This window comes from Aeromonas sp. R3-1 (assembly GCF_040908345.1).
Lineage (GTDB): Bacteria > Pseudomonadota > Gammaproteobacteria > Enterobacterales > Aeromonadaceae > Aeromonas > Aeromonas veronii.
In genome coordinates this window covers 1-26,474 of record NZ_JBFODN010000249.1, presented here as the reverse complement: position 1 = coordinate 26,474, position 26,474 = coordinate 1, and the positions used below count along the sequence as shown (strand labels likewise).

Below are 26,474 nucleotides of genomic sequence, written 5' to 3'. Positions count from 1 at the left end.
TCCCTGGCTGATTCATTTTCCCAATTAAAGAGGGCCGCTTGTTGCGGCCCTTTTGCATGACGGGTTAGCCGATCACTCGGTGCGTGCCTTCAGATAACCGGCGTAATCCGGGATCTGCACGCTGAACGCCTGGCGCATATGGGGGCTGTCCATGATGAAGTCGGCGGTCGCTTCGTTGGTGGCGACCGGGATGTTCCAGACTGCCGCGAGGCGGAGCAGCGCCTTCACGTCCGGATCGTGCGGCACCGCATTGAGGGGGTCCCAGAAGAAGATCAGCACATCGATCTTCCCTTCGGCGATCAGGGCGCCGAGCTGCTGGTCGCCCCCCATGGGGCCGGAGAAGAGGCAGGTGATGGGCAGTTGCGCCTGCTTGCCGAGCATGGTGCCGGTGGTGCCGGTCGCATAGAGATGGTGGAGCTTGAGCTCCTCCTTGCGGCGCATCACCCAGTTCAGCAGAGGGGTCTTCATGTTGTCGTGAGCCACCAGTGCCACCCGTTTGTGGGGCGCCATCTCGCGTGCAATCTGTTCCATGGAAATCGTCCGTAGCATTGTTATTGGCAGAGAGCCGTATCCTAATCGAAAGCCATGCCAGATGCTGCGTCGGGCGTATTAACTGTGATCCTGTCGAAAAGTTTTCGGGTCATGCGACTCAAATATGGCGGTCCAAATAAAGAGACCCGCGCTGGCGGGTCTCTTTGCTTGCTGGCCTGCGGGCTCAGGAGCCGTGGTGCAGTTGCGACTGCTGATAGTTCTCCAGCCCGATGCGATCGATAAGGTCTAGCTGGGTCTCCAGCCAGTCCACATGCTCCTCCTCATCCTCCAGGATCTCCTGGAACAGGTCGCGGCTGATGTAGTCCTGCACCGACTCGGCATAGGCGATGGCTACCTTGAGGTCGGGGATGGCATCCATCTCCAGCGAAAGGTCGCAGCGCAGCATCTCTTCGACGGTCTCGCCGATACGCAGCTTGCCCAGATCCTGCAAATTGGGCAGCCCTTCGAGAAACAGCACGCGCTTGACCAGCTCGTCGGCGTGTTTCATCTCATCGATAGACTCGTGATACTCCTTGTGCCCGAGCGCCTTGAGGCCCCAGTCATCGTAGATGCGGGCGTGCAGGAAGTATTGGTTGATGGCAATCAGCTCATTGGCCAGCACCTTGTTGAGGTGGGCAATGATCTTGGGATCTCCTTTCATCGACAGTGCTCCTTGGTTCGTGCCTGAGGCTCCGATCGTTAGAGCTTAGTCCAGAAAAGTGACAACAAGGGGTCTGGCGAGCCAGCTCGCCTGAGAAAAGAGGTGACCCTGTTGGCGGGTCGCATCAGAAAAGAGGTGTCCGGATCAGGCCACTTCGTAGTAGAGCACGGGTTGCTCCTGCTCCATCTTGTCGAGCTCGGCGGCGATGATCTCCATGGTCATGCGCACGCATTTGCCACACTGGGCGCCCACCTCGAGCGAATGCTTGAGCTGGCGGAATTCGCTTTTACCTGACTGCACCGCTTTGCGGATCTGGGTATCTGTGATGCCGCGGCACAAACAGACGTACATGATGGTCACCTCTTGTGGAATGAGATGAAATCTAAATGAGAATGGTTCGTAGTGCAAATAACCATTGGTAATAAGATCCCCTGCTTGCCACTGTGCAACCCCTTGGGGACAATGCTGGCAACCAGAGGAGATCACCATGCTCAAGAAACTGTTCAGCGCCCTGTTCGGGGGCGAGCCGACCAAGGCGCCGGAAGTCACTCCCACCGAATATGCCGGCTATCTCATCTATCCGGAGCCCATGGCAGAAGGTGGCCAGTATCGGCTGGCGGGCCGCATCACCAAGGAGCTGGACGGCGTGCTGCAAACCCACCGTTTCATCCGCTCCGATCTGTTTGCCAATCCGACCGATGCCGAGCGTTTCATGGTGCAGAAGGCCCACACCTTTATCGATCAGATGGGAGATCGCATGTTCGAGCCCCGCAAATCGGCTGACAGCCAAGCTTCATGACACTGCAAGAGGTCACCCTGCTGCGCGAGGCGCTGGCCCGCGCCGGTGAGCGGCGCCTGATCTGGCTGGAGGGGGAGGAGGCCGACTGCATTGCCCGCGCCCAATCCCTGCTCGGTGAGACCGTTTTTTGGCTGGGTGCCGGGCCCGAGTGTTATGCCCCTCAACCCGCTGCCAAGGCGCTGCAGCTGCTCGGTCAGGAGTGCGACACGCTGGTGTTCAACGCCTTCAGCGGTTTTCACCCCGACGCCTTCGGGGCGCTGGCAGGTACTCTATGCGCTGGTGGCTTGCTGTTGCTGCTGACGCCGCCCAGAGTAGAGTGGCCCGCATGGCAGGATCCTGACCGGATCCGGCTGGTGGCCCAGCCGGAGGAGGCCAGTCGGGCCGGCAACGGCTTTATCGCCCGGCTGGTGCGGTTGCTGGAAGGTGATCCAGCCCTCTCTCTGGAGCCGCCGGTTTGCTCGCAGCCGTGGCAACCGATTGGGCTCGAGCGTGCGTTGAGTTGTGATCAGGCACGGGCACTGCCCGCCATCCACAAGGTGTTGCACGGCCATCGTCGTCGGCCACTGGTGCTGAGCGCCGACCGCGGCCGTGGCAAGAGTGCGCTGCTGGGCCTGGCTGCCGCCGAGCTGCTGCGCCAGCAACCCGGGCTGAACATAGTGGCGACGGCCCCCTCGCAGGCAACGGTAGCGACCCTGTTTGCCCACGCTGCTAGCGGGCTAGATACCACGCCTGAACAGCTGAGCGGGCTGAGCTACTGTTCGCCGGATCGGCTGGTGCACGAGGCGATGAATCCCGATCTGCTGCTGGTGGATGAAGCGGCCGCCATTCCGACCCCGCTGCTTGAGGCCATGCTGGCCCGCCACAGTCGCATCGTGTTTGCCACTACCGAGCACGGTTACGAAGGGACGGGGCGCGGTTTTCACCTGCGCTTCAAGCGGGTGCTTGATAGTCAGACGCCGGAGTGGCAGGAGATCCACCTCTCTGAGCCCATTCGCTGGAGTAAGCGCGATCCGCTGGAGCCGCTGATTTTCCGCCTGCTCGGCCTCAATGCCGAAGTGGCAACTCCCTTGCCGCCGACCAGCCTGAGCTGGCGTCTGGTCAGTCAGGGGGCGCTGGCGAGCGACGAGGAGTTGCTCAACCAGCTGTTCGGCCTGCTGGTGCTGGCTCACTACCAGACTACGCCGAGCGATCTCAGATCCCTGCTGGAGAGCCCGGATCTCGACATCCATCTGCTGGAGCAGGATGCGAGCCTGCTGGGTGTGGCGCTAGTGGCGCGGGAAGGGGAGATAGAGCCCGAACTGGCCGAGGCGATCTGGGCCGGTCGCCGCCGTCCGCGCGGCCATCTGCTGCCCCAGTCGCTGCTGGCCCACGCCGGTTTCAAAACGGCGGGGGGGAGCAGCTACGCCCGGGTGATGCGTATCGCCATCCACCCCGAGCTGCACCGGCACGGACTGGGTTCGCTGCTGCTTGGCAAGCTTGAAGAACATTATCGTCAGGCGGGGATCGATTACCTCGGTTCTGCCTTTTCGGCCAGCGCCGACCTGCTCCCCTTCTGGCGCAAGGCAGGACTGACGGTGCTGCGCATTGGTCTGCAACGGGATGCCGCCAGCGGCTGCCACGCAGCCCTGCTGCTCAAAGCGCTGAAACCCGAGCATGAGCCCGAGTTGGATCAGTGGCAGCAGCGTTTCATTCGCCAGTTGCCGACCCTGCTGGCGGGCGAGCTGAAAGGATTGGAGCCCGAGCTGGTATGGCAATGTCTGCAAGGCAGCACCGTCACCGTGCCGGAGCTTGGCGAGTTCGAGCGCGATGAGGTTGAGTGCTTTGCCCTGCATCACAAGCCGTTCGAACTGAGCCAATCCAGCTTGCAGTTATGGCTGGCACGCCATCTGGCTGTGCTGGCTTCACTGACTCCTGACGAGCGTTATCTGCTGATTGCCACCATCTGGCAATATGCCGACTGGGGAATGCTGGCCGCGAGGTTGCAACTGGCGGGCAAGCCCGCCGTGATCAAGAGGTTGCGGGCACTGCTGGCGCGTCTCTTGAGTTCCTCTACCACTCGATAGGTTTGCCCTGCCAGTCGAGAAAGCTCAGTTCGCCATCCGGTTGCAGCCGGTTCATCAGGTTAATCAGATGGCCGGCTACCTGCTCGGGACTCTGCACATTTCCTGGCGGTACATTGGCGTGAAACGGGCGAGAGAGTGGGGTATCCACGGTGCCGGGATGGAAGGCCAGCAATTTGACGCCTGGGGCACGCCGGGCCAGCTCGATGGCGGCACACTTGAGCAGCATGTTGAGGGCGGCCTTGGATGCACGATAGCCATACCAGCCGCCCGCTTGGTTGTCGCCAATGCTGCCGACCCGGGCGCTGAGAACGGCCAGAGTGCAAGGCTCGCGGCCAAACAGCGGTAACAACTGGCTGATCCAGCGCAGCGGCAGCAAGGCATTGGTCTGGTAGAGGCGGGTCATGGCATCGAGATTGATTGCTTCGAGCCGCTTCTCTGGCTGGATTTCCCCCTGATGCAGGATGCCGTTGCAGATCACCACCCGATGCGGTCTCGGTGCCAACTCAGCGATGCGGGCTACCGCAGCTGCCATCTGCTCATCGCTGTAATCGCAACATAGCCAGTGCAGGGCTGGCGAAGAGGCTCCTGCTGGTGCGGGCTGACGACTGATGGCAATCACTGGCCCGACACCCGCCGCCAACCAGTGTGTCACCAGAGCCGCCCCGATACCGCCAGAAGCGCCAATCACGACGATACCTTCACTCATCTCAGGCTCCTTGTGAGTACATGATGGATTTCTCCATCTGCCAATGTTGTCCTGATTAGCAGATACGATCGTGCCAGCCTGCGGGATCAAGCGGTTAACGCTGCAATCTTGCCGAGATCCGAGCTGTTGGGTGAATTCCATTCCTATACTGAGGGAAAACCGCAGCGGTCTGCTGCCCGCGCAACCAGAATGAGAGTCACTATGATGTCCAAAGATGGGGAAGAGCGTAAATCTATCCTGACCGAAAGTGGCACCAACGAGCTTGAGATCATCGAGTTTCACCTCAAGAAGCAGCTACCGGACGGCCGTGAAAAAACCGCTTATTACGGGATCAACGTCGCCAAGGTGCGCGAGGTGATCCGGGTGCCGGAGACCACAGATTACCCCAACGCCCAGCGTCATATGGTGGGGGTCTTCTCCCTGCGGGATAGGCTGATCCCGCTGGTGGATCTGGCGGGCTGGCTCGGCATCAAGACCAACCCTGACCCCAGCCACAAGGTGGTGATCGTCACTGACTTCAACAAGATGGCCAACGGCTTCCTGATCGACAGTGTCAGCAGGATCCACCGGGTCTCCTGGGAGGATGTGGAGTCCCCCAGCCAGTTTCTGGAGGCGGGGGAGAACGACTGCGTGGTGGCCGTGGTCAGGCGTGATGGCAACCTCATCATGATCCTCGATTTCGAGAAGATCATAGCCGATATCAACCCCGAACTCAGCATGGAGAAGTACGACGTCACCCAGGATCGCAAGGTGCTTATCGACGATCGCATGATGGCGCTGCGCCAGGGCAAAACCATTCTGGTGGTGGACGACTCGGCCTTTATCCGCAAGATGATCGAGACCACCCTGCGCACCGCTGGCTACAACGTGATCACGGCCAAGGATGGGGGCGAGGGACTGGAGATGATGACGGATTTCGATCGTCTGGCCCAGGAGGAGAGAATGCCGGTGACCGGCTTTGTCAACGCGGTGATCACCGATGTGGAGATGCCGCGCATGGATGGCATGCACCTGCTCAAGCGACTGCGGGACACCCCCTCCTACAAGGAGATGCCCATCGTGATGTTCTCCTCTCTGATGAGCGATGACAACCGCCAGAAAGCGCTGCAACTGGGGGCCAACGATACCATCACCAAGCCCGAGATAGGGCGCATGGTGGGGATGATGGATCATATGCTGCTGGGGATTGCCCCGCCTTCGCCCGCCAACAACATCTGACCTGCCATTAACTTGCAATTAGCCGGTCGAATTCACTGACCGGTTACCTCAAGCGGCCACTCCTTGCCAAGGAGTGGCCGCGCTGTTTTGGTTGTTTACTGCGATTCCCGACGCCCCTTGTCTCCCGGACATGATTTATGTAATGATAATTATTATCATTTGTTGGTGTGAAGCATATGACAGCAACCTGGGTGAAGGGGTGGGTCGAGTCGACCGAAGGTGGCAGCAGCATGAGTCACTGGAAACAGCAGACCAGAGAGGGCAACCGGCTGTTTGACTGCGGCGAGTATCATCAGGCGCTGGCCCATTATCAGCAGGCGCTGTGGCTGGCTCGTCAGCAATTGGTGCAGTGGCATGACGCCGATGAGGCGGTGGCGGCGCTGGTTGTGGCTCACCACAATCTGGCGGATCTGCTGGTGGCCATGACTCTGCCCGATCGCGCCGCCGACCTGCTCTGCTATGTGCACGACTGCCTGCTGGCGACCTGTCACTCCCCCGCTTGCTCCTCTCGCCTGCGAGAGGCTGCTTTGCGCCATACCCGCACAACCCGTGCCGAGTTGCTGACGTTCGTACAGCGCCACGGCAGCCACGCCGGGATCATGCGTTCGCTCGGTCACTGCCTGTGTCAGAGCGAGCCCTCATCCCGGCTCCATTAACCCGAACAGAGGTCATCATGAGCCATACCCTGCCAGCCCTGAACTATGCCTACGACGCACTGGAACCCCATATCGATGCACTGACCATGGAGATCCACCACAGCCGTCATCACCAGACCTATATCAACAACCTCAACGCCGCGCTGGAAGGGGTGCCCGAGCTGGCCGCAATGCCGGTAGAGGCTCTGCTGCGCCGCTTCGATACTCTGCCTGCCACCTTGCAGGGGGCGGTCCGCAACCATGGTGGCGGCCATGCCAATCACTCCCTGTTCTGGCTGGTGATGAGCCCGCAGGGAGGCGGTGAGCCGGATGGTGAACTGGCTCTGGCCATCGAGCGGGAATTGGGGGGATTCGATGCCTTCAAGCAGGCTTTCACTCAGGCGGCTCTGAGCCGCTTTGGCAGCGGCTGGGCCTGGCTGGTGGTGGACAAGGCGGGCAGATTGCAGGTGGAGAGCAGTGCCAATCAGGATAGTCCCCTGATGCATGGCCATACCCCGATCCTGGGGCTGGATGTGTGGGAGCACGCCTACTATCTCAAGTACCAGAACAAGCGTCCTGACTATATAGCTGCCTTCTATCAGGTGGTGGATTGGGCCGAAGTGGCCCGCCGCTATCAGGCGGCGAGAGGCTGACCTGGTCGCTGGGAATGGGTGTGCAGGCTCACCGCCATAACTCGAGTTGTAATAACAAGACCCGCCAGTTGGCGGGTCGTCTGTTTATGGTGCGTCAGTGCTGACGCTGGCGGCTGAAGGGGCCACCGGCAATGTGGGCAAGGCCGCGCTGGGCATCTCGGCGGCGGTTTCTGCCGTGGATTTGGCAGGAGTGACCGGCTCAGTCGTTGCCGCAGCGGATAAAGCTAGCGTGACTTGTTCCGTCACGGCCGAGGCTGATGGAGTAGCTGACTCGGTGGCAACAGCGGCAGAGACTGCCGCTGGCTTTGCCTCATCCACCGCCGGTTTGGGCTGTTTGAGGCAGGGTTGCAGGCTGCCGATGGTACTCAGTGACTGGCAAGGCACAGGCAGACCGATGGGGACCGGTGCCCCGAGGAACTTGGGCCCCTTGTCCAGCACATAGAGGTCGAGCAGCCCCATCAGGCGGGCAAAGACTTCCCGCACCCGGGTGCGGATCCCCTGATAGGCGCTGGGATCCTCGGCATTGAAGCCGACCGCATCGATACCGAAATGGCGGGCGATGAAAATGGCCCGCTCGTTATGAAAGCCTTGGGAGACCACGGTAAAGCGCTCCTGGCCGAACACCTCCTTGGCGCGAACCACTGAGTCGAGGGTGCGGAATCCGGCGAAATCCATATAGATGGCGGAGGCGGGGATGCCCGCCTTGATCAGGGCGCGGCGCATCTGGCGTGGCTCGTTGTACTGCACGGTAGCGTTGTCACCGGAGACGATGATGAAGTCCACCTTGGCATTGTTGTAGAGCTCGGCCGCCGCCTTGATACGGTATTTGAAGTAGTGGTTGGGGCCGCCACCGGAGAGATATTTGGAGGTGCCCAGCACCACCGCAACCCGGTTGTAGGGCACCTTGTCCACCCGATCGTAGGTGTAGTGACGGGCATCCGAGACGATCCACTCGCTGTAGCCCAGCAGCATGGCAATCAGGGCCAGCAGCAAAACGAGGCAGGCGAGGAGGATCTTGGCAAACTTCTTCATGCGCGGTGCGGTCAGGGTCTGAAGTTGGGAGTGGCTATCGGCATTCTATTACAACTCGGCCGCTGGCGTCAGGCTTGATAACGGGCGGGCACCTCATTCGGGCAGAGGTTGTCGCAGCAGAGGCCGGGAGAGCGGGAAGATAAAGCGAGGGGCTGCGGCGGCAGCCCCTCGGTTAGGTGAAGGTCTATCAGTGGGCGGAGTCGTTACCCTTGCAGGCGTCTGACTCCTTGTTGGCTTGCCACCAGGGCAGCAGATCCCGGGCGAGCCACGCCTGATAGGCGTCGCTGTCGTTGGCGATCAGGCGGTCCAGCTCCCCTTCGAAGTCGCTCATCGCCTGCTGCCGATCCGGATTGCGCAGCGCTTGTGCCAGCGCCAGCCAGCTGGCGCCGCGACCGGTATCGTTGAGGAAGCGGTGCACGGTATAGGACCAGGAGTAGACCATCTCGCCACCCTGGTCGTAGTCAAGGTGGAGGATCGCCGCCAGTGTCGGACGCTGGTTGGCGGGGCGGTTTGCCACGTTATCCAGACCACGGGCAAAGCACTGGCCGTGGGCGATGTACTCTGCAATCCCCTCTGCCCACCAGGTAGTGCGGTTGAGCGGATAGTGGCCGAAGCTGCCGTACTGGTTAAAGCGGCCGTCGAGATAGTGAACGTACTCGTGGCGCAGGTTCCACACCTGGAAGGCAGGGCGTTTCCACTCCGCCTCATAGGCGAAGAAGCGGGCCTGATTGCCGGGGCGAGCCGGATCCCCCTCGATATAGATGCCGCCATTGTCAGTGGAGACACCAAACAGCGCGCTGCCGTAGCGGCCCCAGTCGGCGGAGGAGTTGAAGATCACCAGCTCCAGCGCCTCGTTGTGATCATCGGCCACCGGTTGCCAGCCAGTCTCCATCTGCTGGTGGAAGCGCTGCTCTTCATCACCCAGCTCGCGGCAGATCCCTTCGGCCTGAGCCTGAGTCAGATCCTGGGCGCGCAGACGCAGGGTGGGTGAGCAGGTGTGCTCGAACGGCAGAATATCTTCCATGCGGATCGGGGTACAAAGCCCGGCGAACTCGCCGCTGACACAGGCTTCGCTGGTGCGATCCGTGTAGGTGAGGTAGTAGCTGGAGAGGGTCAGGGATACCTCTTCCAGCATAGTAGCCGGATGCTGGCCGCCCGGGACCAGCCCTTGCTGGCGCATGATGGCGATGACATCGCGATCCAGCTGCTGGCGATAGGCGATCGCCTTATCCGGGCTGGTGTGATGGAGGTAGCGCATCATCTGGTAGAGACGGCTATGGGCATCGAGGATGTTGTTGAAGATAAACAGATCCCGTGAGCCATCGCGCTGTTTCCAGAGGGCCAGCTCGCTCAGGCCCAGTTGCAGCAGGCTCTGGCGCAATGCCGCCTCCTGTTGCAGCACAGCTGCGCTGAAGTCTGCCTGCTGACCGTAAGAGGCGCTCTGATCGACCAGATTGAGCAGCTCGAACAGGCCATCGGCCCAGGGTTTGTGGCCATTGATCTGTGCCGCATGTTGCACCGCATAGGCGAGCGCCTGGTTGAGCTGGGCCAGCATGGGGGCGGCACTCTGGCGGAAGGCGGCTTGCCCAAGTTGTCCCTGCGCCGCTACGCTCCAGGCTTCCAGCACTGTGCCAGCCTGATCCTGTGGTTCAGCTCCCAGCAGCAATGGGTGGTTGAGCAGATCAATCATCACCCCGGCCAGTGCCCGGGCGGCCTGATCACTCTCCTTGCCAACGCCGCCGTGGTAGTTGTGGGCGCGCACATAGTAGAGCAGCTTGTCCATTGCCGGATGGGTCGGCTGGTTGGCCGCCAGCAGGGCACGCATGCCGCGCACCACCGCCATCAGCTTGGCGTCATCGTGGCCGTAATCCGCCTGCCAGGCAGGGCTATTCTGGCCGCTCACGTCGGCCACCAGTTTGGCGGCATCGCTGTCGAGCAGATCCACATCGGGCTGCTCTGGCTCGGAGCAGAGGCGACCGTTGGCGCGGCGGCACTCCAGCTGCTCCTCCTTGCTGGCCAGCACTATGGGGCGATTGAGCACCCGGCTCTCCTGCCACGCTTTGCTCTCTGGCAGGGGTTGCCACTCACCGCCAGCGACCGGGTATTGGTAGCCGCTATCTTGCAACGTTACCTGAACCTCGCTGCCAGCGGGGATCACCTGACGACAGATGCGATAGCGGATGGTGTTGCTCCCCTCCTTGCGCTCCTGCGGCTCATCACACTCCTGCTGAGGTGTGAGCTGATCCAGCTGCCACTGATAGCGGCGCCAGACGTGGATCTCGCTGACCTGAGCGGCAGCCTGACTACCTGCCACCGGTTGCAAACGGAAAAAGATCTGCTCCAACCGGCCATCCCGCTCACTCGGGGTCTCTTCAAGTACCTGCAACTGCTGCCAATCCTGCGGCTGATAGTGCCACTCCGACTCTGCGCAGCGGCCTTGTGCGTTGAGTTCGCAGCGATCCAGCTCCCTTTCGCTCTGACCCAGGATGATGGCTTGTGGCAGCGGCAGACGATCCTGCCGCTGGGCGGTCGGCGTGCCCGCCAGCTGCTCCCAGCGACCCTGCTTGAGGCCATAACCAAAGTCATAACTGCTGGCGGGAATGAGCTTGCCCGCCGGAATCCGATCTTCACAGCGCACGAAGCGGATCTGCCAGCCCGCATCTACCTTGAGCTGCGGCTCGCCACACTGCTGCTCGGCCAGTGCGGCGAGATCGCTGCTCTGCCAGTCGAAGCGACGGTAGACCCTAAGCTGCTGGTAAGGAGCATTGCTGCTGCGCGCCTTGAGCTCGTAGGTGATCTCGGTGATGCGAGCAGCCAGTTGCCGGCTCGATTCGCCAGTCAGCTGATACTGTCGCCAGTCATTGGGGGAGTAGTTGGCTTGCGCCGAGGATGTAGCCAAAAGCAGGGGTCCTGCCAGCAGCAGCCACCCGGTACCTGAACGGTTCATTTTTATCCCTTTGTTCTTGTTTGTGTATTGTCTTGCGAGTAATCGCAAGGCAATTTAAACAGTTCCAAAGGGATATCAATTGCCAATTAAAAATCAGATAAATCAATAAGATGGTGGCTTTTTGAGTCTGATCGAATTATCGTGGGTTGGCGCCGCAGTAAGGACTCACATGTTTCTTTTTTGTTTTCAAAGAAGATCGGTAAATTGTGAGTCCGATCTCATTCAGCTTGTCGTGCCCGAGTGGTTTGTTGTCGGGCTACCTTGCCCAGCAGTTGGCGGGAGGGTTTGAGATTGCCGCCAAGATCGGGCCAGGGGAGCCAGTGGTCGGGCACCATAAAGCCGGGCAGGGTGCTGCGGAGCCAGGTTGCCAGTTCGGAGTCGGGAACCGGCTCGCCGTGCCAGTCGATAAAGGCGGCGGGGCGTTGCCCCCACTCGTCGCTCGGCACCGGCACCACCAGCGCTTGGGCGACGGCGGGATGATCCACCAGTCGCTGCTCTATGGTTTCGGGCTGGATATTCTCCCCGCCCGAGATAAAGAGGTTGTCGAGCCGCCCCTCTACCAGCAGTTCCCCTACCGCAGTGAACCTCCCCTTGTCGCGGGTATGAAACCAGCCTTCGTCATCGAGAGGCAGTTCCAGCTCGCCATCTTGGTAGTAACCGGCAAACAGGGTGGCGCCGCGCACGCAGATCTCCTGCTCCCTGATACACACTTCCCGTCCCGGTAGCGGTTTGCCAACTACGCCTGCATCGCCGGGGATAGCGGTGCAGACCTGACTGCCCATCTCGGAGAGACCATAACTCACCTTGGGTTCGAGCCCCATAGCGCAGAGGCGGCTCACCAGCGGCTGCGGGATGGCGGCACCGCCGAGCAGCAACTCGCGCAGGCGGGTACGGGCGGGATCAAAACCCTCTGCCAGCAGGCGCCAGAGCTGGGTCGGCACCAACGAGAGGTGAGTAATGGGCTGGCACTCCAGCCGCTCCTTGAGGGAGCGTTCACGTTGATCCAGTACCAGCGTGGCGCCCGCCAGAAAGACCCGAAACAGGATGGCGTAGCCGCCCACATGGAACAGCGGCAGGGAGAGTAGCCAGCCGCAGGCCTCATCGAGAGGAATAAGGGTGGCAGAGCCGCGTGCTGAGGCAAGGTGGTTGCAGAGCCGGTGCACCACCGCTTTCGGCGTGCCGCTGGAGCCGGAGGTGAGGATCATGTTGTTGAGCTGGGTCGATTCCAGCGGCCACGCTTCCTCGCTTGCTGGCAGTTCGCGCGCGAAGTCGAGGCACAAGGGCTGCCAGTTGCCTGCCGGGATCTCCCCTGCCGACCAGAAGGCATCGGCATCGAGTTGTAACGCCAGCTCGCGCTGCTTTTCGAGAGGAAAGGCGGGATTGAGCGGGCAGAACACCACGCCGCTGCGCACGCAGGTCCATGCCAGCAGCACATCTTCCAGCGCACCACGCACCACCGCTGTCAGATGATCGCCACGATGCACTCCGGCTTGTTCCAGCTGTTGGCACAGGCTGTTGAGGCGGGCATCGAGTTGGCGGTAACTGAGGGGCGAGGCGGTGTGGATGGCAATGCGGTTCGGGGCTGAGATTGCCCGGTGGCGTACCGGGCAAGGTGTCTGTGCGGGTGAACGGGAGGGGTCAATCACGTTAATACAGTTGCTCCAGTCGACTCAGATCCGGTTTGCCATCTTCCCCCAGCAGATTGCCCGCCATCCAGCGGCGGGTATCCAGCCCCGGAGCCTGTTCGGGAGCCCATTCGCCCGCCAGATGAAAGAGCTGGTTCAGGCCCAGATCCGATTCGAAGCAGGAGGAGATGATCACCTTGAGCCGCAGTTCGCGGGCGCGGGCGATCAGCGCTTCGCAGTTGGCGAGTGAACCGAGCAGGGTAGGCTTGAGCACCAGCGCGCGCAGTTGCGGGATCGGCTCCCACGGCTTGCCTTGTGCCAGCAGTTCGTCCAGCGCCACCGGCATGCCGGTGCGGTTGGCGACAAAGGCGATGTCGGCAAAGTCGGCACAGGGGTCTTCCAGATACTCGATGCGATTCGGGTCGAGGTGGCCACAGAAGGTCCACGCCTCCTCGCGGGTCCAGCCCTGGTTGGCATCCAGCACCAGCTTGAGGGAGGGGAGGCGATCGCACAGCAGGCGGATCAGCGCCAGCTCGTCACGCATCGGGTAGCGTGCCACTTTCAGCTTGGCCTTGCCGGGCGTGCGGTGCAGCCACTCTTTCCAGTTGCGCAGCAGCTCCTGGGGGGAGCCTTGAATGAGGGGATAGGGCTCCGGCAGCGGGTTGCTCTGTTCGGGCCATGTCCGGCGCGCACAGTCGAGGCCAAATTGCACCGACGGCAGCACGGGGTTCGGGGTGTCGCCGGCGGCCAGGGCCGCCAGCGCGGCAAGGGCTTCTGCCTCTGCCTGTTGCAGGCTCTCTTTCGAGAAGCCGGGCAGGGGGGCGATTTCCCCCCAGCCGTCGTTGATGCGCACCAACAGCCCCTCGCGCGCCACCTCCACCTTGCCGTGAAAGGTCAGTGGCTGGGTAAAAGGCAGTTGATAGCGATACAGGGCGAGTGTCATCAGGGGTTCCGCTTGTATTTGGAGAAGTCGGGGCGACGCTTTTCGTTGAAGGCGTTGCGGCCTTCCTGACCCTCTTCGGTCATGTAGAACAGCATGGTGGCATTGCCCGCCAGCTCCTGCAAGCCCGCCTGCCCATCACAGTCAGCGTTGAGGGCGGCTTTCAGGCAACGCAGCGCCATCGGGCTGTTTTGCAGCATTTCACGGCACCAGCGCACGGTTTCACGCTCCAGTTCGGCCAATGGTACGACGGTGTTGACCAGACCCATGTCGAGGGCTTGCTGGGCATCGTACATGCGGCAGAGGAACCAGATTTCGCGGGCCTTCTTCTGGCCGACGATACGAGCCATGTAGGAAGCACCCCAACCGCCGTCGAAGGAGCCCACTTTCGGGCCGGTCTGGCCAAACTGGGCGTTGTCGGCTGCGATGGTCAGGTCACACATCATGTGCAGCACGTGGCCGCCACCGACCGCGTAACCGGCCACCATGGCAACCACAGGTTTCGGGCAGGTGCGGATGTCGCGCTGGAAGTCGAGTACGTTGAGGTGGTGAGTCCCCTCGTCATCCCGGTATCCACCGTAGTCGCCACGGATCTTCTGGTCGCCGCCGGCGCAGAAGGCTTTCTCGCCAAAACCGGTCAGGATGATAGTGCCGATCTGATCGTCATAACGGGCATCGGCCAGCGCCTGCAGCATCTCTTTGACGGTGCGGGGGCGGAAGGCGTTGCGCACCTGGGGACGGTTGATGGTGATCTTGGCAATGCCATCGTTGGACTTGTGATAGAGGATGTCCTCGTAACCGGCGGAGCAATCCTGCCACTCAACCGGAGCGTACAGTTCCGCTTCCGTCATTGCTTCAATCATTGTTTTTTCCTTCTGAGCTGGGAGAGTGCAGTTGAGCACCGAGTTGACCACTGAGTTGAGCAATCCCGGCATGTTGAACAGGTGCATACAGTTCAGCTTCTGTCATTGCTTCAATCATGACTCGTCTCTTCTTGTTGGTTGACCCACTCCGCGAGGAGTCGGGCAAAGTTATCAGGCTGATGGGCGTGCAGATTATGGCCGCCATCCAGCACCAAGTGGTTGATTCTGCGATCCTGGTTCGCCAGCTGGCAAGCCAGCTGATGGAATTTGTGATCCCGCTTGCCACTCACATAAGTAACCGGCAGCTGGCTCGCCATGAGCCAGGGGGCGAGATCCGGCTGCTTGCCGAGCGAAGTGGCGCGTAGCATGGTGGCGATGCCCTGACCGTCGTTGCCAAGGCGGCGGGCGATCTGGCGGGCTCGAGCCGCATCGTCGAGATCGGCAAACACCCCTTGCCGGTACCAGTCTGCCAGCACGTCAGCCAGGGGCTCCTGCTCGAAGCGCCGCGCCCACTGTTCATCGTGCTGGATGCGGGCGGCCCGCTCATTGTCTGGTAGCCCTGGGTGGCAGTTCTCCAGCAGCAGCCCCCGCAGCCCGGCGGGCTCGCGGCTGGCGTGATAGAGGGCCAGTCGCCCCCCCAGCGAATAACCCGCCAGCAGATAGCGTTCAATGTTGCGGCTGGTCAGCTCGGCGACCAGCCACTGGTGGCTCTGCTCAAAGTCGCTGACGTTGAGATCGCGATACTGGCCGTGACCCGGCAGATCGAGGGCGATGCAGCGGATGGCGGGCAGCCGGTCGATCACCGGTTGCCAGTCGCCGCTATCCCCCAGCAGGCCGTGCAGCAGCACCAGCGGCACATTGGCATCTTTATTTACCACGGATGGCGGCCCCCAGCGCCTTGAGATCATCGGCCACCTGCTCGCTCGGTACCCGGATCTCGATCAAGGTAACGCCATGTTGGAGGGCGGCGCGGTAATCGCGTTCGAACTCGGGCAGGGTGGTCGGCGCCCGATAGGCGAGGCCAAACATGGCGGCGGCATGTTCAAAGCTGAGACCGTGGGGCAGCCGGTAGTAGCTCTCCAGCAGCTCCCCTTCGGTGGGCACCGGCAACATACGAAAGATGCTGCCGCCATCGTTGTTGAGCAGGATCACCACCAGCGGTCGACTCGCCTTGCTGAGCAGGGCGAGGCTATTGAGATCGTGCAGGGCGCTGAGATCCCCAAGCAGCAGGGTGGTGGGCTCATCACTGCCTGGCTCGACCGATTGGGCAAATCCGTAGGCGGTGGCGATCAGGCCATCGATGCCGGAGGCGCCACGGTTGGTCATCACCCGGCTCGGCCCCTTGCCCGTTTCGCCGAGCATATCCATCAGTCGGGTCGGCATGCTGTTGCCGACAAACAGTTGCCCTTCGATCAGGCGGTTGAGGCGATGGCAGACCCCGAGCTCGGAGAAGTGCTCGCAGGCAGCGGCGATCTGCTGGCTGGCGTTGTGTTGCAGCTCGGCCAATGTGTGCCAAGAGGCTTGTGTGGTGACCGGATGGGCCGCAGAAAAGGCGCTGGCACTGCAGAGCAGCCGGTTGCGCAGCCGGTAGTCGGGATCGAGCCGCGCCGGTTGCGGATCCACCAGCCAGTAATCCTGCCATGAATGGTGTTTTATGAACTGGCCAAGCCGCTTGGAGATAAGCCGCGCGCCAAATTGCAGCAGCACCTCGGCGCGGCCCAGCTCGGTGACGAATGCAGGGTCGTTGAGCGCCAGATCCATGTGGATGAGGTTGCGGCTATCGAAGCGGATCTGGCTCTGCAGATCCGCCAGCAGCGGCCAGCCAAGTTGTTCCGCCAGCGCGGCGACCACCTGTGCCTGTTCGGGGTCAGTGATCCTGCCGGCGACAATAATGCCGCGCTGTTGCCGAAAGGTTTCCCACTCCGCCTGAGGGGGGCAGCTCGGCGCGCTTTGCTGCCACGGGCTCCAGGGCTTGTGCGAGCCGAGCCAGTCACCGAGGGGGGCCAGATAGTCGGAGAAATCCTGATAGTGCTCGCCCGGGTAGAGGGGCTCTGGGTACATGCAGTTGAAGTGCACCACCCCGGGAGTGAGCACCTGTTTGGCCAAGGCTTGGTCCACCGAACTCAACACGAAGGCGGCCGGAATGGTCGGGGTGGGGCTCGGCAGGTTCTGCTGATAGACGGGGTAGCGGCCGAAGATCCCCTGCTGGTCGATCGCCTGATTGGCGCCGTTGTCGATAAGCTCGTGAGGGCGATCGGCGGAGAGAATAATCAGCGGCACGCCGGTGAGCTGGGCCTCTGCCACGGCGGGCCAGAGATTGGCTACCGCGGTACCCGAGGTCATGATCACCGCCACCGGCCGGTTGCTCCCCTTGGCCAGCCCCAGCGCCATAAAGCCGAGGCCGCGCTCGTCAAAGTGCAGGTGACGACGAAAGCCCTGATGGGCCGCGGCGGCCATGGTCAGCGGCGCAGAGCGGGAGCCGGGGGCCAGCGCGATGTCGCGCACCCCGAGGCGAAAGAGCTCCTCCAGCAAGAGGGAGGACCAGACGTGGTTGAAGGTGGCGTGCTGGCTCGAAAACGGTGTGCAGGCAAACTCTTCGCTGGCAGGCTCTTTACGGGTGGGCATAGGGGCTCTCGTAGGGTGAAAAGGGTGAATGACTATCCCAGCAGGGAGAGCACATTGGCGATCTTGTTGTCGAGTTCGGCCCACTCGGCGACAGGCTCGGAACCGGCGACAATGCCGGCACCGGCAAACAGGGTGACGCTGCCCGGCTGAATGCGGGCGCTGCGAATGGCGACCGAGAACTCGGAGGTCTCCCTACTCAGCATGCCGCAGGCTCCGGCGTACCAGCCCCGATCGTAGGGCTCGAACTCGCGGATAAAGGCGAGCGCTGCCTCACGCGGGGCGCCGCCCACCGCCGGCGTCGGGTGGAGGGCGTCGAGCAACTGCCAGTCGCAGACCCCGGGCTTGAGCTCGGCTTCGATATCGCACTTGAGGTGTTGCAGCAGCCGTAGTTTGAGAATGCGTGGCTCGGTCAGGGTGGCATCGTGGGTCAGTGGCGCCAGTCGGCTGAGGATGTCGGCATGTACCAGCCGGTTCTCCAGCCGGTTCTTGCTGTCGGTCAGCAGCTCGGCGGCCAGTTGGGCATCGACCTCTTCATCGCCGGAGCGGCGGATGGTGCCCGCCAGCGCCTCGGTAAAGAGGTGGCGATCTTCCCGGCGGTAGAGCCGCTCGGGGGAGCAGGCGATAAAGGCCTGCTCGGGGGAGAATTGAAAACCGAAGTGGAAGCAGTCCTGGGCGTGGCGGGCCCACTGGTCGAGCATGGCCCAGGGATTGATATCCGCATCATGGTTCGGACTGGTCAGCAGGCTCTCCCGCGATAGCACCACCTTGGGAGTGTGCGCCTGAAAATCGGGGGCGGTGACGCGCTCCACCAGTGTCTGCCACTGGGCGTGGCCGGGGCAATCCTGTCGCTGCCAGGGCTGCTTTTGCAGGGCGGGCAGCGGGGCTTCCGGACGCAGGGCATCGAGGGCGGCTTCGGCCGCCTGCAGTTCGGCCTCGAGATTGTTTGCATCCAGCCAGAGATTGAGGCAGAGGCTGACGCACTCGCCACGGCGCACCAGCTCGATGCGGGGCAGCACGAAACGGCAGGGGCCAAACCCTTGCCAGCCGGACTGGGCCGGATCGAACGCCAGCCCGCCATAGTAGCGAGGGCTGTCGTCATGATGCTGGTTGGCTGTGTTAGTGCACACCTGCTTGATGGCGTGCGGCTCGGTCAGTTCATGGATGGCACCCAGCGCGACATACTCGGGACGAGCCTCTCCACGGGCCTGCCAGTAGATGCGGGGATAGAGGGTTTGCGCCGCGAGCCAGCTCAGAAAGGAGCGGATTTCGATCGCCACTCGCAACCGTACGAAGCCGCTGACGTTGCTGTGACGCAGGGCGTCCAGTTGTTGCTTGATATGGGTCTGAGCCAACATGGATTCTTGTCTGAGCCGGGTAGTAACGAGCGATCCGGTAGCTGGATGCCGTAGGTTTATGCCAAAGGGCGATGATTTCCTATATATTATCTGCCCATTCGTCCATGTAAATCGCCCGCGGGAGCTTCACTCTCCGGGGCCAAGTATACCCAAATCCGGTTCGATAACCCTTAACACGATCAATATCCGATTGTTTGGCCATCACAAAATGACAAATACCTTCTCTGTTTGGTTGCTGGCGGCGCGTTTGCGAACATTGCCGCTCGCCTGCTCTTCCATCCTGCTGGGCTCGGGGCTGGCTGCCAGTCGTGGTGCCTTCGATGGCACCATCATGGCGCTCTCGCTGCTGACCGCCATCCTGCTGCAGATCCTCTCCAATCTGGCCAACGATTACGGCGATGCGGTCTCCGGCGCCGACAACGGCGAGCGGATCGGCCCGCAGCGGGCGGTGGTCTCCGGTCTTATCACCAAAAAGCAGATGTGCGTGGCGATGGGGCTGACTGCGCTGGCGGCGGTGGCCAGTGGCCTGCTGTTGCTGGGCTGTGCCTTCGGCGGTCAGTGGCTGCAGATTTTGGCATTTGTGGTGCTGGGTGGTGCGGCCATTGTCGCGGCGGTGACCTACACCGTCGGCAAGACCCCTTACGGCTATCGCGGGTTTGGCGATATCTCTGTGTTCCTCTTCTTCGGCCTGCTGGGGGTGCTCGGCTCCTACTACCTCTTCACCAAGACGCTGGAGTGGGATCTGCTATTGCCTGCCACCGCCTGTGGCCTGCTGGCCACCGCCGTGCTCAATATCAACAATGTGCGCGATATCGAGACTGACGCCGCCAGCGGCAAGATCACTCTGGCGGTGCGCCTTGGCCGCAACCGCGCCATCGCCTATCACTGGGTGCTGCTGGGGGCGGCGCTGCTGGCAACCATTGCCTTTATCCTGATCCAGCCCGCCAGTTTCTGGCCGTGGATCTTCCTGCCCGCCATGAAGCCTCTCAGCGATGCGGCCCGCACCTTGCGCGAAAGTTACGATGGCGAGGTGCTGACCGGCGCCCTCAAGAAGACCGCCATCAGCGCCTTTCTGTTCAGCCTGCTGCTCTCCATCGGGTTGGCGCTCTCCTGACAGCTGGTCGCAGCTCGCCAAGGCGAACAATGAAAAGGGCTCCCGAGATGGGAGCCCTTTTTGGTTTTGGCCGGTTTAGCTGGCGCGCGCCACCTTGAGCGTGCGGCGGGAGAAGAGCAGGGTATCCAGCAGCCAGATGGCGACCATGGAGGCGCCGACCAGCGGGAAGGCGATCCCCAGCAAAATGAGCAGGGCGATGGCACCGCGCATCGGCGGGAGTTTTGCAGGCAGCGGCGGCGCGGCGAGACGGCCCTGCGGACGACGGCACCACCAGATCCACAGACCACTCACGGCGCTGGCCAGCACCATCAGGCAGATGAGCAGCATGGCGAGCTGATGGGGCCAGCCGTAGAGCTTGCCCATGTGCAGCATGACGCCGCTCTCCACTGTTTTGGCTACCGTGCCGTAATCCTGCCAGCGCACATCGGCCAGCACCTTGCCGCTGTATTGATCGATATGCAGGGTGGCGTCGTTGCGCGGATCGTCGGCAAACAGGGCGATGGTGTAGACGCCGGTGTCGCCGACCGGCGGGGTGATGCTGTAACCCGGTTGGACTTCCCGTTCATTAGCGATCTCGACGACCTGTTGCAGCGCAATGCGCTGGCTTGCCATCACCACACCCTCACCCTCGCCGTGGTTCATGGCGCCGTGATCGTGCCCCTCATCGACCGGCTGCGAGCTGGGCATAGGGGTGTTCTCCACCGCCCAGGGGACGGTCTGCTCATGGGCCTGATTCAGGCTGCGGGCCAGCGGTGCCGATTTGGGCACCTCGTTCCACATGGCGGCCGGGAAGCGGTTCCAGACTGCGGCAAACTGATCGCCCCAGAAACCGGTCCAGGTCATGCCGCTCAACAGCAACAGCAGCAGGAAACCGGCGCCCCAGAAGCCGACCACGGCGTGCAGATCGCGCCACCAGAGGCGTCCACGCTGGCTCACTCTGGGCCAGAGGATGCCGCCCACCCCGGGCCCCTTGCGTGGCCACCAGAGGTAGAGGCCGCTCAGCAGCAGTACCAGCCCCCAGCCTGCAGCCAGCTCGATCAGCCGATCCCCAGTGGTGCCGAGCAGCAGGTCGGCGTGCAGGGAGCGAGCTACCGCTTGCAGATTCCACTTGTTGTCCATGGTGCCGAGCAGGGCGCCGCTGGCGGGCTCCATAAACAGGGTCAGCTCGCGATCCCCCTGATTGACGATGAACTGGGCGCTCTGGTCGGGAGCGGCAGGCGGCAGATATTTACGCAGGCTGGCATCGGGCATGGTCATCATCGCCTTGGCCAGCAGCTGGTCGGCACTCAGGGTCTGGCTGGCGGGGGCGACCTTCATCAACTCGGGGTACATCAGGTTGTCGAGCTGGGGTTTCAACAGATAGACGATCCCGGTCAGTGACAGCAGGATCAGGAAAGGGGCGACAAAGAGACCGGCGTAGAAATGCCAGCGCCAGATCCGTTGATAATGACTCGAGTCCCTGTTTTTCATTACACATCCTTGTTGGGGTGCCAAACCTTTCGGCTGGTGGAATGTTTGTAGCGGCGCGGATAATAGCAGTAACGTTTCATTAACTGCAATCACACATCTTGAGATCGGTTCGGTGCGGGATGTCGGTAACATGAGGTGCCAACGGTTTGCTGGATAGGATGAGCACGCTTTGGGAAAAGCCTGTTTGCTGCTGGACTTTTCCTTATAAATTATTACCTTGTGGTAACAATTTGCAGGCGATGGTGGTGGTAACGGAATGGGAGCAGTCATGCAGCCACATGGGCAATTTGACATGGAGCGCAGGGGTCAGATGCTGATCTGCCGCCCGAGTGGCCCCTTCAATCTGGCTGGTGCCATGGCCTATGAGGCGCGCTTTCGTCACGAACTGGCCGGATTGATGGATGGCCCCTGGGGGATTGTCGAGGTCGCGACCGAGTTTGAAGCGGCCGGGCCCGAGGTGCTGGCCCGTTTTCGTCGCCAGTTTGGCTGGTGTGCCGAGAGTGGCTGTCAGTTTCTGGCGGTGGTTTTCGTAGGGGGCTTCAAGCGCTATCTGGCGGATAACATCTTCAAGGGATTACCCTTTCGGGCGGTACGTTACTTCGAGCAGGAGGCAGCGGCCATCCAGTGGCTGGGGGAGCAGCTCAACATCGCTCCCTGTGAACCTGCGAGCGCTTGACCACCCCGCTCACCGCGTGGACGGGTTTTACTCCAGCTTGATAAACCACTTGTCCCGCTCGTCAACGCAGTCGGGTTCACCCATTTCGAATTCGCGGCAGATCAGCGGTCGTACCTCGTAGATACGGCACATCATGGTGTTGCGGTCGAGGGCGGCGCACCAGCCATCGTCCAGCCGGCGCATGACCGGTATCTCGCCATCCCGTTCCAGTACATAACGGTCCGGCACGCCGGTATCGGTAAAGAGCATCACTTCGAGGCGGCAGCAGCAGGCTTCGCAGTTCTGGCAGCTCACATCGGTTTGGATTGCTTGGGTCATGGTGCCTGTCTTGCCGCATGGCGGCATCGGAGATATGAAACAGGCGCCTGTCAGGCGCCTGTGGTCTGGCTAACGGCTTGCAAAAAACCTTAGCCCAGTTTGCGGGCGCGGTAGCTGCGACCCTTGATCTTGCCTTCCTGCAACCGCTTGAGGGCGGCACTCGCCACGCTGCGCTTCACGGCGACGTAGGAGTACTGCTCGGAGATCTGGATCTTGCCCACATCGGCACCAGCAATGCCGCCTTCACCGGTCAGGGCACCCAGAATGTCACCGGCCCGCACCTTGGTCTTGCGGCCTGCATCGATGGAGAGAGTCACCATCTGCGGGGCGATCGGCTTGATATCGCGGCCGATGCTGTCGAGATCACCCAGCGGCATCGGGGCCTGCTGGTACTCTTCGATAAAGTTGACGCGCTGGGCCTCGTTCGGCTGATAGAGGCTCAGGGCCAGACCCTGCTGGCCGGCGCGACCGGTACGACCGATGCGGTGCACGTGCACTTCCGGATCATAGGTGAGCTCGTAGTTGATGACGGCGCCCAGCTCCTTGATGTCGAGGCCGCGGGCCGCCACGTCGGTGGCCACCAGAATGGTGGCGCTGCCGTTGGCAAAGCGCACCAGCACCTGATCCCGCTCGCGCTGCTCCAGATCGCCGTTCAGCGCCAGCGCCGAGAAGCCCTTGGCGGCCAGATGGTCGGCCACGTCGTTACAGGCGCGCTTGGTGTTGCAGAACACCACGCAGGAGCTGGGCTGGTAGTGGCTCAGCAACCAGGTGAGGGCGTCGAGGCGCTGACCGGCAGGCACTTCGTAAAGCTTCTGTTCGATGGCGCTCCCCTCGTGCAGGGACTCCACGCTCACCTCGACCGGATTGCGCTGCACGCCGCGGCTCATCTGGGCGATCCCTTCCGGATAGGTCGCGGAGAAGAGCAGGGTCTGACGCTGCTGGGGGGCATAGCTGATGACCCGGTTGATATCTTCGCCAAAGCCCATGTCCAGCATGCGATCCGCTTCATCCAGCACCAGCGTCTTGAGGCCGGATAGCTCCAGCGTGCCCTGCTCCAGATGCTTGAGAATACGACCCGGGGTACCGACGGCGATGTGGGCACCAAAGCTCAGGGTGGCGGACTGCGGTGCGGTCGGGGTGCCGCCGCACAGGGTCACCAGCTTGACGTTGGGCAGGGCACGCGCCAGACGACGGATCTCCTGAGCCACCTGATCCGCCAGTTCGCGGGTCGGGCAGAGTACCAGCGCCTGCACTTCGAGGCGGTTGACGTTGAGCTTGGCCAGCAGGCCGAGGCCGAAGGCGGCAGTCTTGCCGCTGCCTGTTTTTGCCTTGGCGATCAGGTCTTTGCCATCGAGCACCAGGGGCAGGCTCTGGGCCTGGATCGGGGTCATCTGCAGGTAACCCAGGCTGGTGAGGTTCTCTTGCAGGGCGGGGGAGAGATTGAGGCTGCTAAATTCGCTGTTGTTCACAAAAGGACTCTATTTCGGAGAAAACGGGGATGCGCGAGCGCTAAGGCCGCGCATCATACCAGAATGTGGCACCGGATGTGGCGGATTTTTGAACGGCTGGCCACGAGGGGCCATGAAAGGTTCATTTGTTGCCAAACCGATCGCGGACGATCACCGACAATGCGATAAGGACTATTTTTCAAACACTCATCTAATTATTTATCATGGATAAACGTTTTCTATTTTCAGTATTTTAATATAATGACTGGAAAATATTATGCGAGCAGTTACTGCGCCACAAGGAATGTTGCGAAAATGCTGATTAAATATTTTCAAAGAATATGAAAACGGCGACACCACTACTCAACATGATGTTTTAAAAGGATTTATGTTATCTGTGTTGCGCGATTAATATCAGTTCATTGCACAATTAATTTAAAAACGTTTGTATTATCCTGCCTCCATAATATTGCGCGGGATTGTGATGGCTATCTGATTTTTAAATGTGCAAATGTCTATGATGGCGCCGGTCAAAAATTACAATTTACTCAGGTGCTACAGGTATGGAATACGTTCACTTTGTGCTCGGACTGGTGATGGTCCTCGCTCTCTCTCTGCTGGCGAACCGCCACAACTGGAAACAGATCAAACTGCGTTATATCGGCCAACTGCTGGTGGTCGAACTGGCGCTGGCCTGGTTCATGCTGAACTCCGAAGTGGGTCTGGCGGTGGTGGGTGGCTTCGCGGCCGGCTTCACCAAGTTGATGGAGTTTGCCAAACAGGGTACCGACTTCGTGTTCGGTGGTCTGGTCAACGAAGGGGCCTTCTCCTTCTTCCTGATGGTGCTGATGCCCATCGTCTTCATCTCCGTGCTGATCGGTATTCTGCAGTACATCCGCCTGCTGCCGCTGGTGATCCGCGGTATCGGTACCGTGCTGGCCAAGATCAACGGCATGGGCAAGCTGGAGTCTTTCAACGCCATCAGCTCGATGATCGTCGGCCAGTCCGAGAACTTCATCGCCCTCAAGAACATCCTGCCGCACCTGAACGAGAAGCAGATGTACACCCTGGCGGCGACGGCCATGTCTACCGTCTCCATGTCCATCGTCGGTGCTTACATGCAGCTGATCGAGCCGCGCTACGTGGTTGCCGCGCTGGTGCTCAACATGTTCAGTACCTTCGTCGTGCTGTCGCTTATCAACCCCTACGAGCCGGATAACTCCGTGACCGACATCAAGGCCATTGCCGAAGGTGACGAGCACCACACGCCGAAGAAAGAGAACTTCTTCGAGATGCTGGGCGAGTACATCATGGCCGGTTTCACCGTTGCCGTGATCGTGGGTGCCATGCTGGTGGGCTTCATCGCTCTGATCGCCCTGATCAACTACCTGTTCGAGATGGCATTTGGCGTGAACTTCCAGTTCGTCATGGGTTACCTCTTCTACCCGATCGCCTGGCTCCTGGGTATCCCGAGTGGTGAAGCGCTGCAAGCGGGCTCCATTATGGCGACCAAGCTGGTGACCAACGAGTTCGTGGCGATGATGGATCTGGGCAAGGTGGCTGCCGAGCTCTCTCCGCGCACCGTCGGCATCCTCTCCATCTTCATGGTCTCTTTTGCCAACTTCAGCTCCATCGGCATCATCGCCGGTGCGGTAAAAGCGCTGAACGAAGAGAAGGGCAACATGGTTTCCCGCTTCGGTCTGAAGCTGGTCTACGGTTCTACCCTGGTCAGCCTGCTCTCTGCTGTTATCGCAGGCATCATGATCTGATCCTCTAGTGGTTCGCACCACTGCTTGGGCCCCTGACTTCGTCAGGGGCTTTTTTGTTTCTGGCCTACAGGCGCCAGCCGCACCACCAGCCGGCAACGAGCAGGGTGAGGGTGCAAAAGCCGGTTTCGATGGCGCCGCCACTGCGCAGCGGCCAGCCCGGCAGGCGGTAACGGCGTTTGATGGGCCAGAAGAGCGGAATGCCCGCCGGGGTGAGCCAGTCCCCCAGCAGATGGCTGAGGTAGCCGACGATCAGCGCATCCTTGACCCCCATGGGCAGGGTGCCCGGCGGCAGGCTCTGGTTCAGCCCCCAGACAGCGGCGGCGACCGCCAGCAGACTGTGGGTGAAGCCGCGATGGCCGAACAGCCGCGACAGAGGTTTCGAGATCCACGGCAGGCGCTGCCCCAGCACCGATTTGGGGTGGTCGAGGTCGGGCAACAGGGCGCTGGCCAGCGCGGCAGGGATGGTCTGCCACAGGCTGGCATCGGCCAGCGCCGGAGTGAGCTGCAGTTTATGGGCGATCAGGGTGCAGGTAACGGAGAAGAGCAGGTGCCCTTGGGCGGTCATGATGATTACGGCGTGGACAAGATGGCGGCGCATCTTACCAGCCTGACGGTTGTGGTCAGCTCTTATTTTAAAAATCAGGATGTTACGGCGAAAAAGCGCCCATGTTGGGCGCTTTTAGGGTCTCTTTACAGCTTGCCTTTGACCAGCCACTTGTCGAGGGCGTTGGCGAAGCGCTGTTTGTCGGCGGCATTGAAGGGGGCCGGGCCGCCGGTCTGCACGCCAGCCGAGCGCAGCTCTTCCATAAAGTTGCGCATGCCGAGCCGCGCCTTGATGGTCTCGCGGGTGTAGATCTCGCCGCGGGGATTGAGCGCCTCGCCGCCAGCATCGATCACCCAGGAGGCGAGGGGGATGTCGCCGGTGATCACCAGATCGCCGGGCTGAACCTGCTGGGCGATGACATGATCTGCCACATCGAATCCCTTCTCCACCTGCTGGGTTTTGATGAAAGGCGAGGGGGGCAC

The 26,474-nt window shown here is 61.4% G+C and carries 26 protein-coding genes; 8 read left to right on the top strand and 18 right to left on the bottom strand.

What is annotated here, in order from left to right; all coding sequences use genetic code 11:
* Window positions 1-72 precede the first annotated feature (72 nt).
* The 3 genes from AB5Y85_RS17110 to AB5Y85_RS17100 form a co-directional block, all read right to left on the bottom strand.
* On the bottom strand, window positions 73-531 hold the full coding sequence (locus AB5Y85_RS17110; RefSeq protein ID WP_005354960.1) for a methylglyoxal synthase: 459 nt from the start codon (window positions 529-531) through the stop codon (window positions 73-75).
* Between the two features lie 184 nt (window positions 532-715).
* Window positions 716-1,192 (bottom strand): bacterioferritin, encoded by a 477-nt coding sequence (bfr, locus tag AB5Y85_RS17105; RefSeq protein ID WP_005354959.1) that lies wholly within the window; start codon window positions 1,190-1,192, stop codon window positions 716-718.
* 144 nt (window positions 1,193-1,336) lie between these two features.
* Window positions 1,337-1,543, bottom strand: a complete 207-nt coding sequence (locus AB5Y85_RS17100) for a bacterioferritin-associated ferredoxin (RefSeq protein ID WP_101531136.1) — start codon at window positions 1,541-1,543, stop codon at window positions 1,337-1,339.
* A 136-nt stretch (window positions 1,544-1,679) separates the two neighbouring features.
* Between AB5Y85_RS17100 and AB5Y85_RS17095 the strand changes: the two genes are divergently transcribed.
* Both AB5Y85_RS17095 and AB5Y85_RS17090 read left to right on the top strand, forming a co-directional pair.
* A complete protein-coding gene (locus AB5Y85_RS17095) occupies window positions 1,680-1,991 on the top strand; it encodes an HlyU family transcriptional regulator (protein ID WP_101531137.1) in 312 nt (103 codons plus the stop codon).
* Window positions 1,988-4,054, top strand: a complete 2,067-nt coding sequence (locus AB5Y85_RS17090) for a tRNA(Met) cytidine acetyltransferase TmcA (RefSeq protein ID WP_101531138.1) — start codon at window positions 1,988-1,990, stop codon at window positions 4,052-4,054. Before AB5Y85_RS17095 ends, AB5Y85_RS17090 begins: the two co-directional genes overlap by 4 nt.
* On the opposite strand, the gene AB5Y85_RS17085 is transcribed toward AB5Y85_RS17090, so the two are convergent.
* On the bottom strand, window positions 4,041-4,760 hold the full coding sequence (locus AB5Y85_RS17085) for an SDR family NAD(P)-dependent oxidoreductase (RefSeq protein ID WP_101531139.1): 720 nt from the start codon (window positions 4,758-4,760) through the stop codon (window positions 4,041-4,043). The genes AB5Y85_RS17090 and AB5Y85_RS17085 overlap by 14 nt on opposite strands.
* A 201-nt stretch (window positions 4,761-4,961) precedes the next feature.
* On the opposite strand from AB5Y85_RS17085, the gene AB5Y85_RS17080 reads away from it, so the two are divergent.
* From AB5Y85_RS17080 to AB5Y85_RS17070, 3 genes are all read left to right on the top strand, one after another.
* The gene (locus AB5Y85_RS17080) at window positions 4,962-5,978 is read left to right on the top strand and encodes a chemotaxis protein (RefSeq protein ID WP_005335957.1); all 1,017 of its coding nucleotides are present in this window, start codon (window positions 4,962-4,964) and stop codon (window positions 5,976-5,978) included.
* A 176-nt stretch (window positions 5,979-6,154) separates the two neighbouring features.
* Entirely contained in the window at window positions 6,155-6,634 is a 480-nt protein-coding gene (locus tag AB5Y85_RS17075; protein WP_005354955.1) for a hypothetical protein, read from the top strand.
* A 17-nt stretch (window positions 6,635-6,651) separates the two neighbouring features.
* Window positions 6,652-7,266, top strand: coding sequence for a superoxide dismutase (locus tag AB5Y85_RS17070; RefSeq protein WP_101531140.1), 615 nt, complete (start codon window positions 6,652-6,654; stop codon window positions 7,264-7,266).
* An 84-nt stretch (window positions 7,267-7,350) separates the two neighbouring features.
* Here AB5Y85_RS17070 and AB5Y85_RS17065 read toward each other — a convergent pair whose 3' ends face one another.
* From AB5Y85_RS17065 to AB5Y85_RS17025, 9 genes are all read right to left on the bottom strand, one after another.
* Window positions 7,351-8,298: a vancomycin high temperature exclusion protein gene (locus AB5Y85_RS17065; protein ID WP_257686719.1), complete on the bottom strand. Its 948-nt coding sequence runs from the start codon at window positions 8,296-8,298 to the stop codon at window positions 7,351-7,353.
* 187 nt (window positions 8,299-8,485) lie between these two features.
* Window positions 8,486-11,245 carry a collagenase gene (locus AB5Y85_RS17060; RefSeq protein ID WP_257686720.1) on the bottom strand — a complete coding sequence of 920 codons (2,760 nt, stop codon included), beginning with the start codon at window positions 11,243-11,245 and terminating at the stop codon, window positions 8,486-8,488.
* A gap of 218 nt (window positions 11,246-11,463) precedes the next feature.
* Entirely contained in the window at window positions 11,464-12,891 is a 1,428-nt protein-coding gene (gene menE, locus AB5Y85_RS17055; protein WP_257686721.1) for an o-succinylbenzoate--CoA ligase, read from the bottom strand.
* Between the two features lies 1 nt (window position 12,892).
* Window positions 12,893-13,813 (bottom strand): o-succinylbenzoate synthase, encoded by a 921-nt coding sequence (gene menC / locus AB5Y85_RS17050; protein WP_257686722.1) that lies wholly within the window; start codon window positions 13,811-13,813, stop codon window positions 12,893-12,895.
* Complete coding sequence (menB, locus tag AB5Y85_RS17045; protein WP_197971580.1) at window positions 13,813-14,661, bottom strand: 1,4-dihydroxy-2-naphthoyl-CoA synthase; 849 nt, start codon at window positions 14,659-14,661, stop codon at window positions 13,813-13,815. Before menB ends, menC begins: the two co-directional genes overlap by 1 nt.
* Window positions 14,662-14,665: 4 nt before the next feature.
* The gene (locus AB5Y85_RS17040) at window positions 14,666-14,791 is read right to left on the bottom strand and encodes a hypothetical protein (RefSeq protein ID WP_257686723.1); all 126 of its coding nucleotides are present in this window, start codon (window positions 14,789-14,791) and stop codon (window positions 14,666-14,668) included.
* Entirely contained in the window at window positions 14,784-15,581 is a 798-nt protein-coding gene (gene menH / locus AB5Y85_RS17035) for a 2-succinyl-6-hydroxy-2,4-cyclohexadiene-1-carboxylate synthase (RefSeq protein WP_257686724.1), read from the bottom strand. The genes AB5Y85_RS17040 and menH overlap by 8 nt, the downstream gene beginning before the upstream one ends.
* The gene (gene menD, locus AB5Y85_RS17030) at window positions 15,541-17,298 is read right to left on the bottom strand and encodes a 2-succinyl-5-enolpyruvyl-6-hydroxy-3-cyclohexene-1-carboxylic-acid synthase (RefSeq protein ID WP_257686725.1); all 1,758 of its coding nucleotides are present in this window, start codon (window positions 17,296-17,298) and stop codon (window positions 15,541-15,543) included. The genes menH and menD overlap by 41 nt, the downstream gene beginning before the upstream one ends.
* A 32-nt stretch (window positions 17,299-17,330) precedes the next feature.
* The gene (locus AB5Y85_RS17025) at window positions 17,331-18,653 is read right to left on the bottom strand and encodes an isochorismate synthase MenF (protein ID WP_257686726.1); all 1,323 of its coding nucleotides are present in this window, start codon (window positions 18,651-18,653) and stop codon (window positions 17,331-17,333) included.
* Window positions 18,654-18,861: 208 nt separating this feature from the next.
* Between AB5Y85_RS17025 and AB5Y85_RS17020 the strand changes: the two genes are divergently transcribed.
* Window positions 18,862-19,767, top strand: coding sequence for a 1,4-dihydroxy-2-naphthoate polyprenyltransferase (locus AB5Y85_RS17020; protein WP_026034945.1), 906 nt, complete (start codon window positions 18,862-18,864; stop codon window positions 19,765-19,767).
* A 75-nt stretch (window positions 19,768-19,842) separates the two neighbouring features.
* On the opposite strand, the gene AB5Y85_RS17015 is transcribed toward AB5Y85_RS17020, so the two are convergent.
* Window positions 19,843-21,237 carry a PepSY domain-containing protein gene (locus AB5Y85_RS17015; RefSeq protein ID WP_257686727.1) on the bottom strand — a complete coding sequence of 465 codons (1,395 nt, stop codon included), beginning with the start codon at window positions 21,235-21,237 and terminating at the stop codon, window positions 19,843-19,845.
* A gap of 268 nt (window positions 21,238-21,505) precedes the next feature.
* Between AB5Y85_RS17015 and AB5Y85_RS17010 the strand changes: the two genes are divergently transcribed.
* Complete coding sequence (locus AB5Y85_RS17010) at window positions 21,506-21,913, top strand: hypothetical protein (protein ID WP_069554668.1); 408 nt, start codon at window positions 21,506-21,508, stop codon at window positions 21,911-21,913.
* A gap of 27 nt (window positions 21,914-21,940) precedes the next feature.
* On the opposite strand, the gene AB5Y85_RS17005 is transcribed toward AB5Y85_RS17010, so the two are convergent.
* Window positions 21,941-22,231, bottom strand: a complete 291-nt coding sequence (locus tag AB5Y85_RS17005) for a YkgJ family cysteine cluster protein (protein ID WP_005335921.1) — start codon at window positions 22,229-22,231, stop codon at window positions 21,941-21,943.
* A gap of 89 nt (window positions 22,232-22,320) precedes the next feature.
* Entirely contained in the window at window positions 22,321-23,700 is a 1,380-nt protein-coding gene (dbpA, locus tag AB5Y85_RS17000) for an ATP-dependent RNA helicase DbpA (RefSeq protein WP_005335919.1), read from the bottom strand.
* 542 nt (window positions 23,701-24,242) lie between these two features.
* On the opposite strand from dbpA, the gene AB5Y85_RS16995 reads away from it, so the two are divergent.
* Window positions 24,243-25,448: a NupC/NupG family nucleoside CNT transporter gene (locus AB5Y85_RS16995; RefSeq protein ID WP_257686729.1), complete on the top strand. Its 1,206-nt coding sequence runs from the start codon at window positions 24,243-24,245 to the stop codon at window positions 25,446-25,448.
* A gap of 64 nt (window positions 25,449-25,512) precedes the next feature.
* Here the strand turns inward: AB5Y85_RS16995 and AB5Y85_RS16990 are convergent, their stop codons facing one another.
* Together AB5Y85_RS16990 and AB5Y85_RS16985 are read right to left on the bottom strand one after the other, a co-directional pair.
* Complete coding sequence (locus AB5Y85_RS16990) at window positions 25,513-26,013, bottom strand: metal-dependent hydrolase (RefSeq protein ID WP_031227918.1); 501 nt, start codon at window positions 26,011-26,013, stop codon at window positions 25,513-25,515.
* Between the two features lie 125 nt (window positions 26,014-26,138).
* Window positions 26,139-26,474 (bottom strand): DUF188 domain-containing protein (locus AB5Y85_RS16985; RefSeq protein WP_368221839.1); only part of this gene is annotated, 336 nt, incomplete at its 5' end.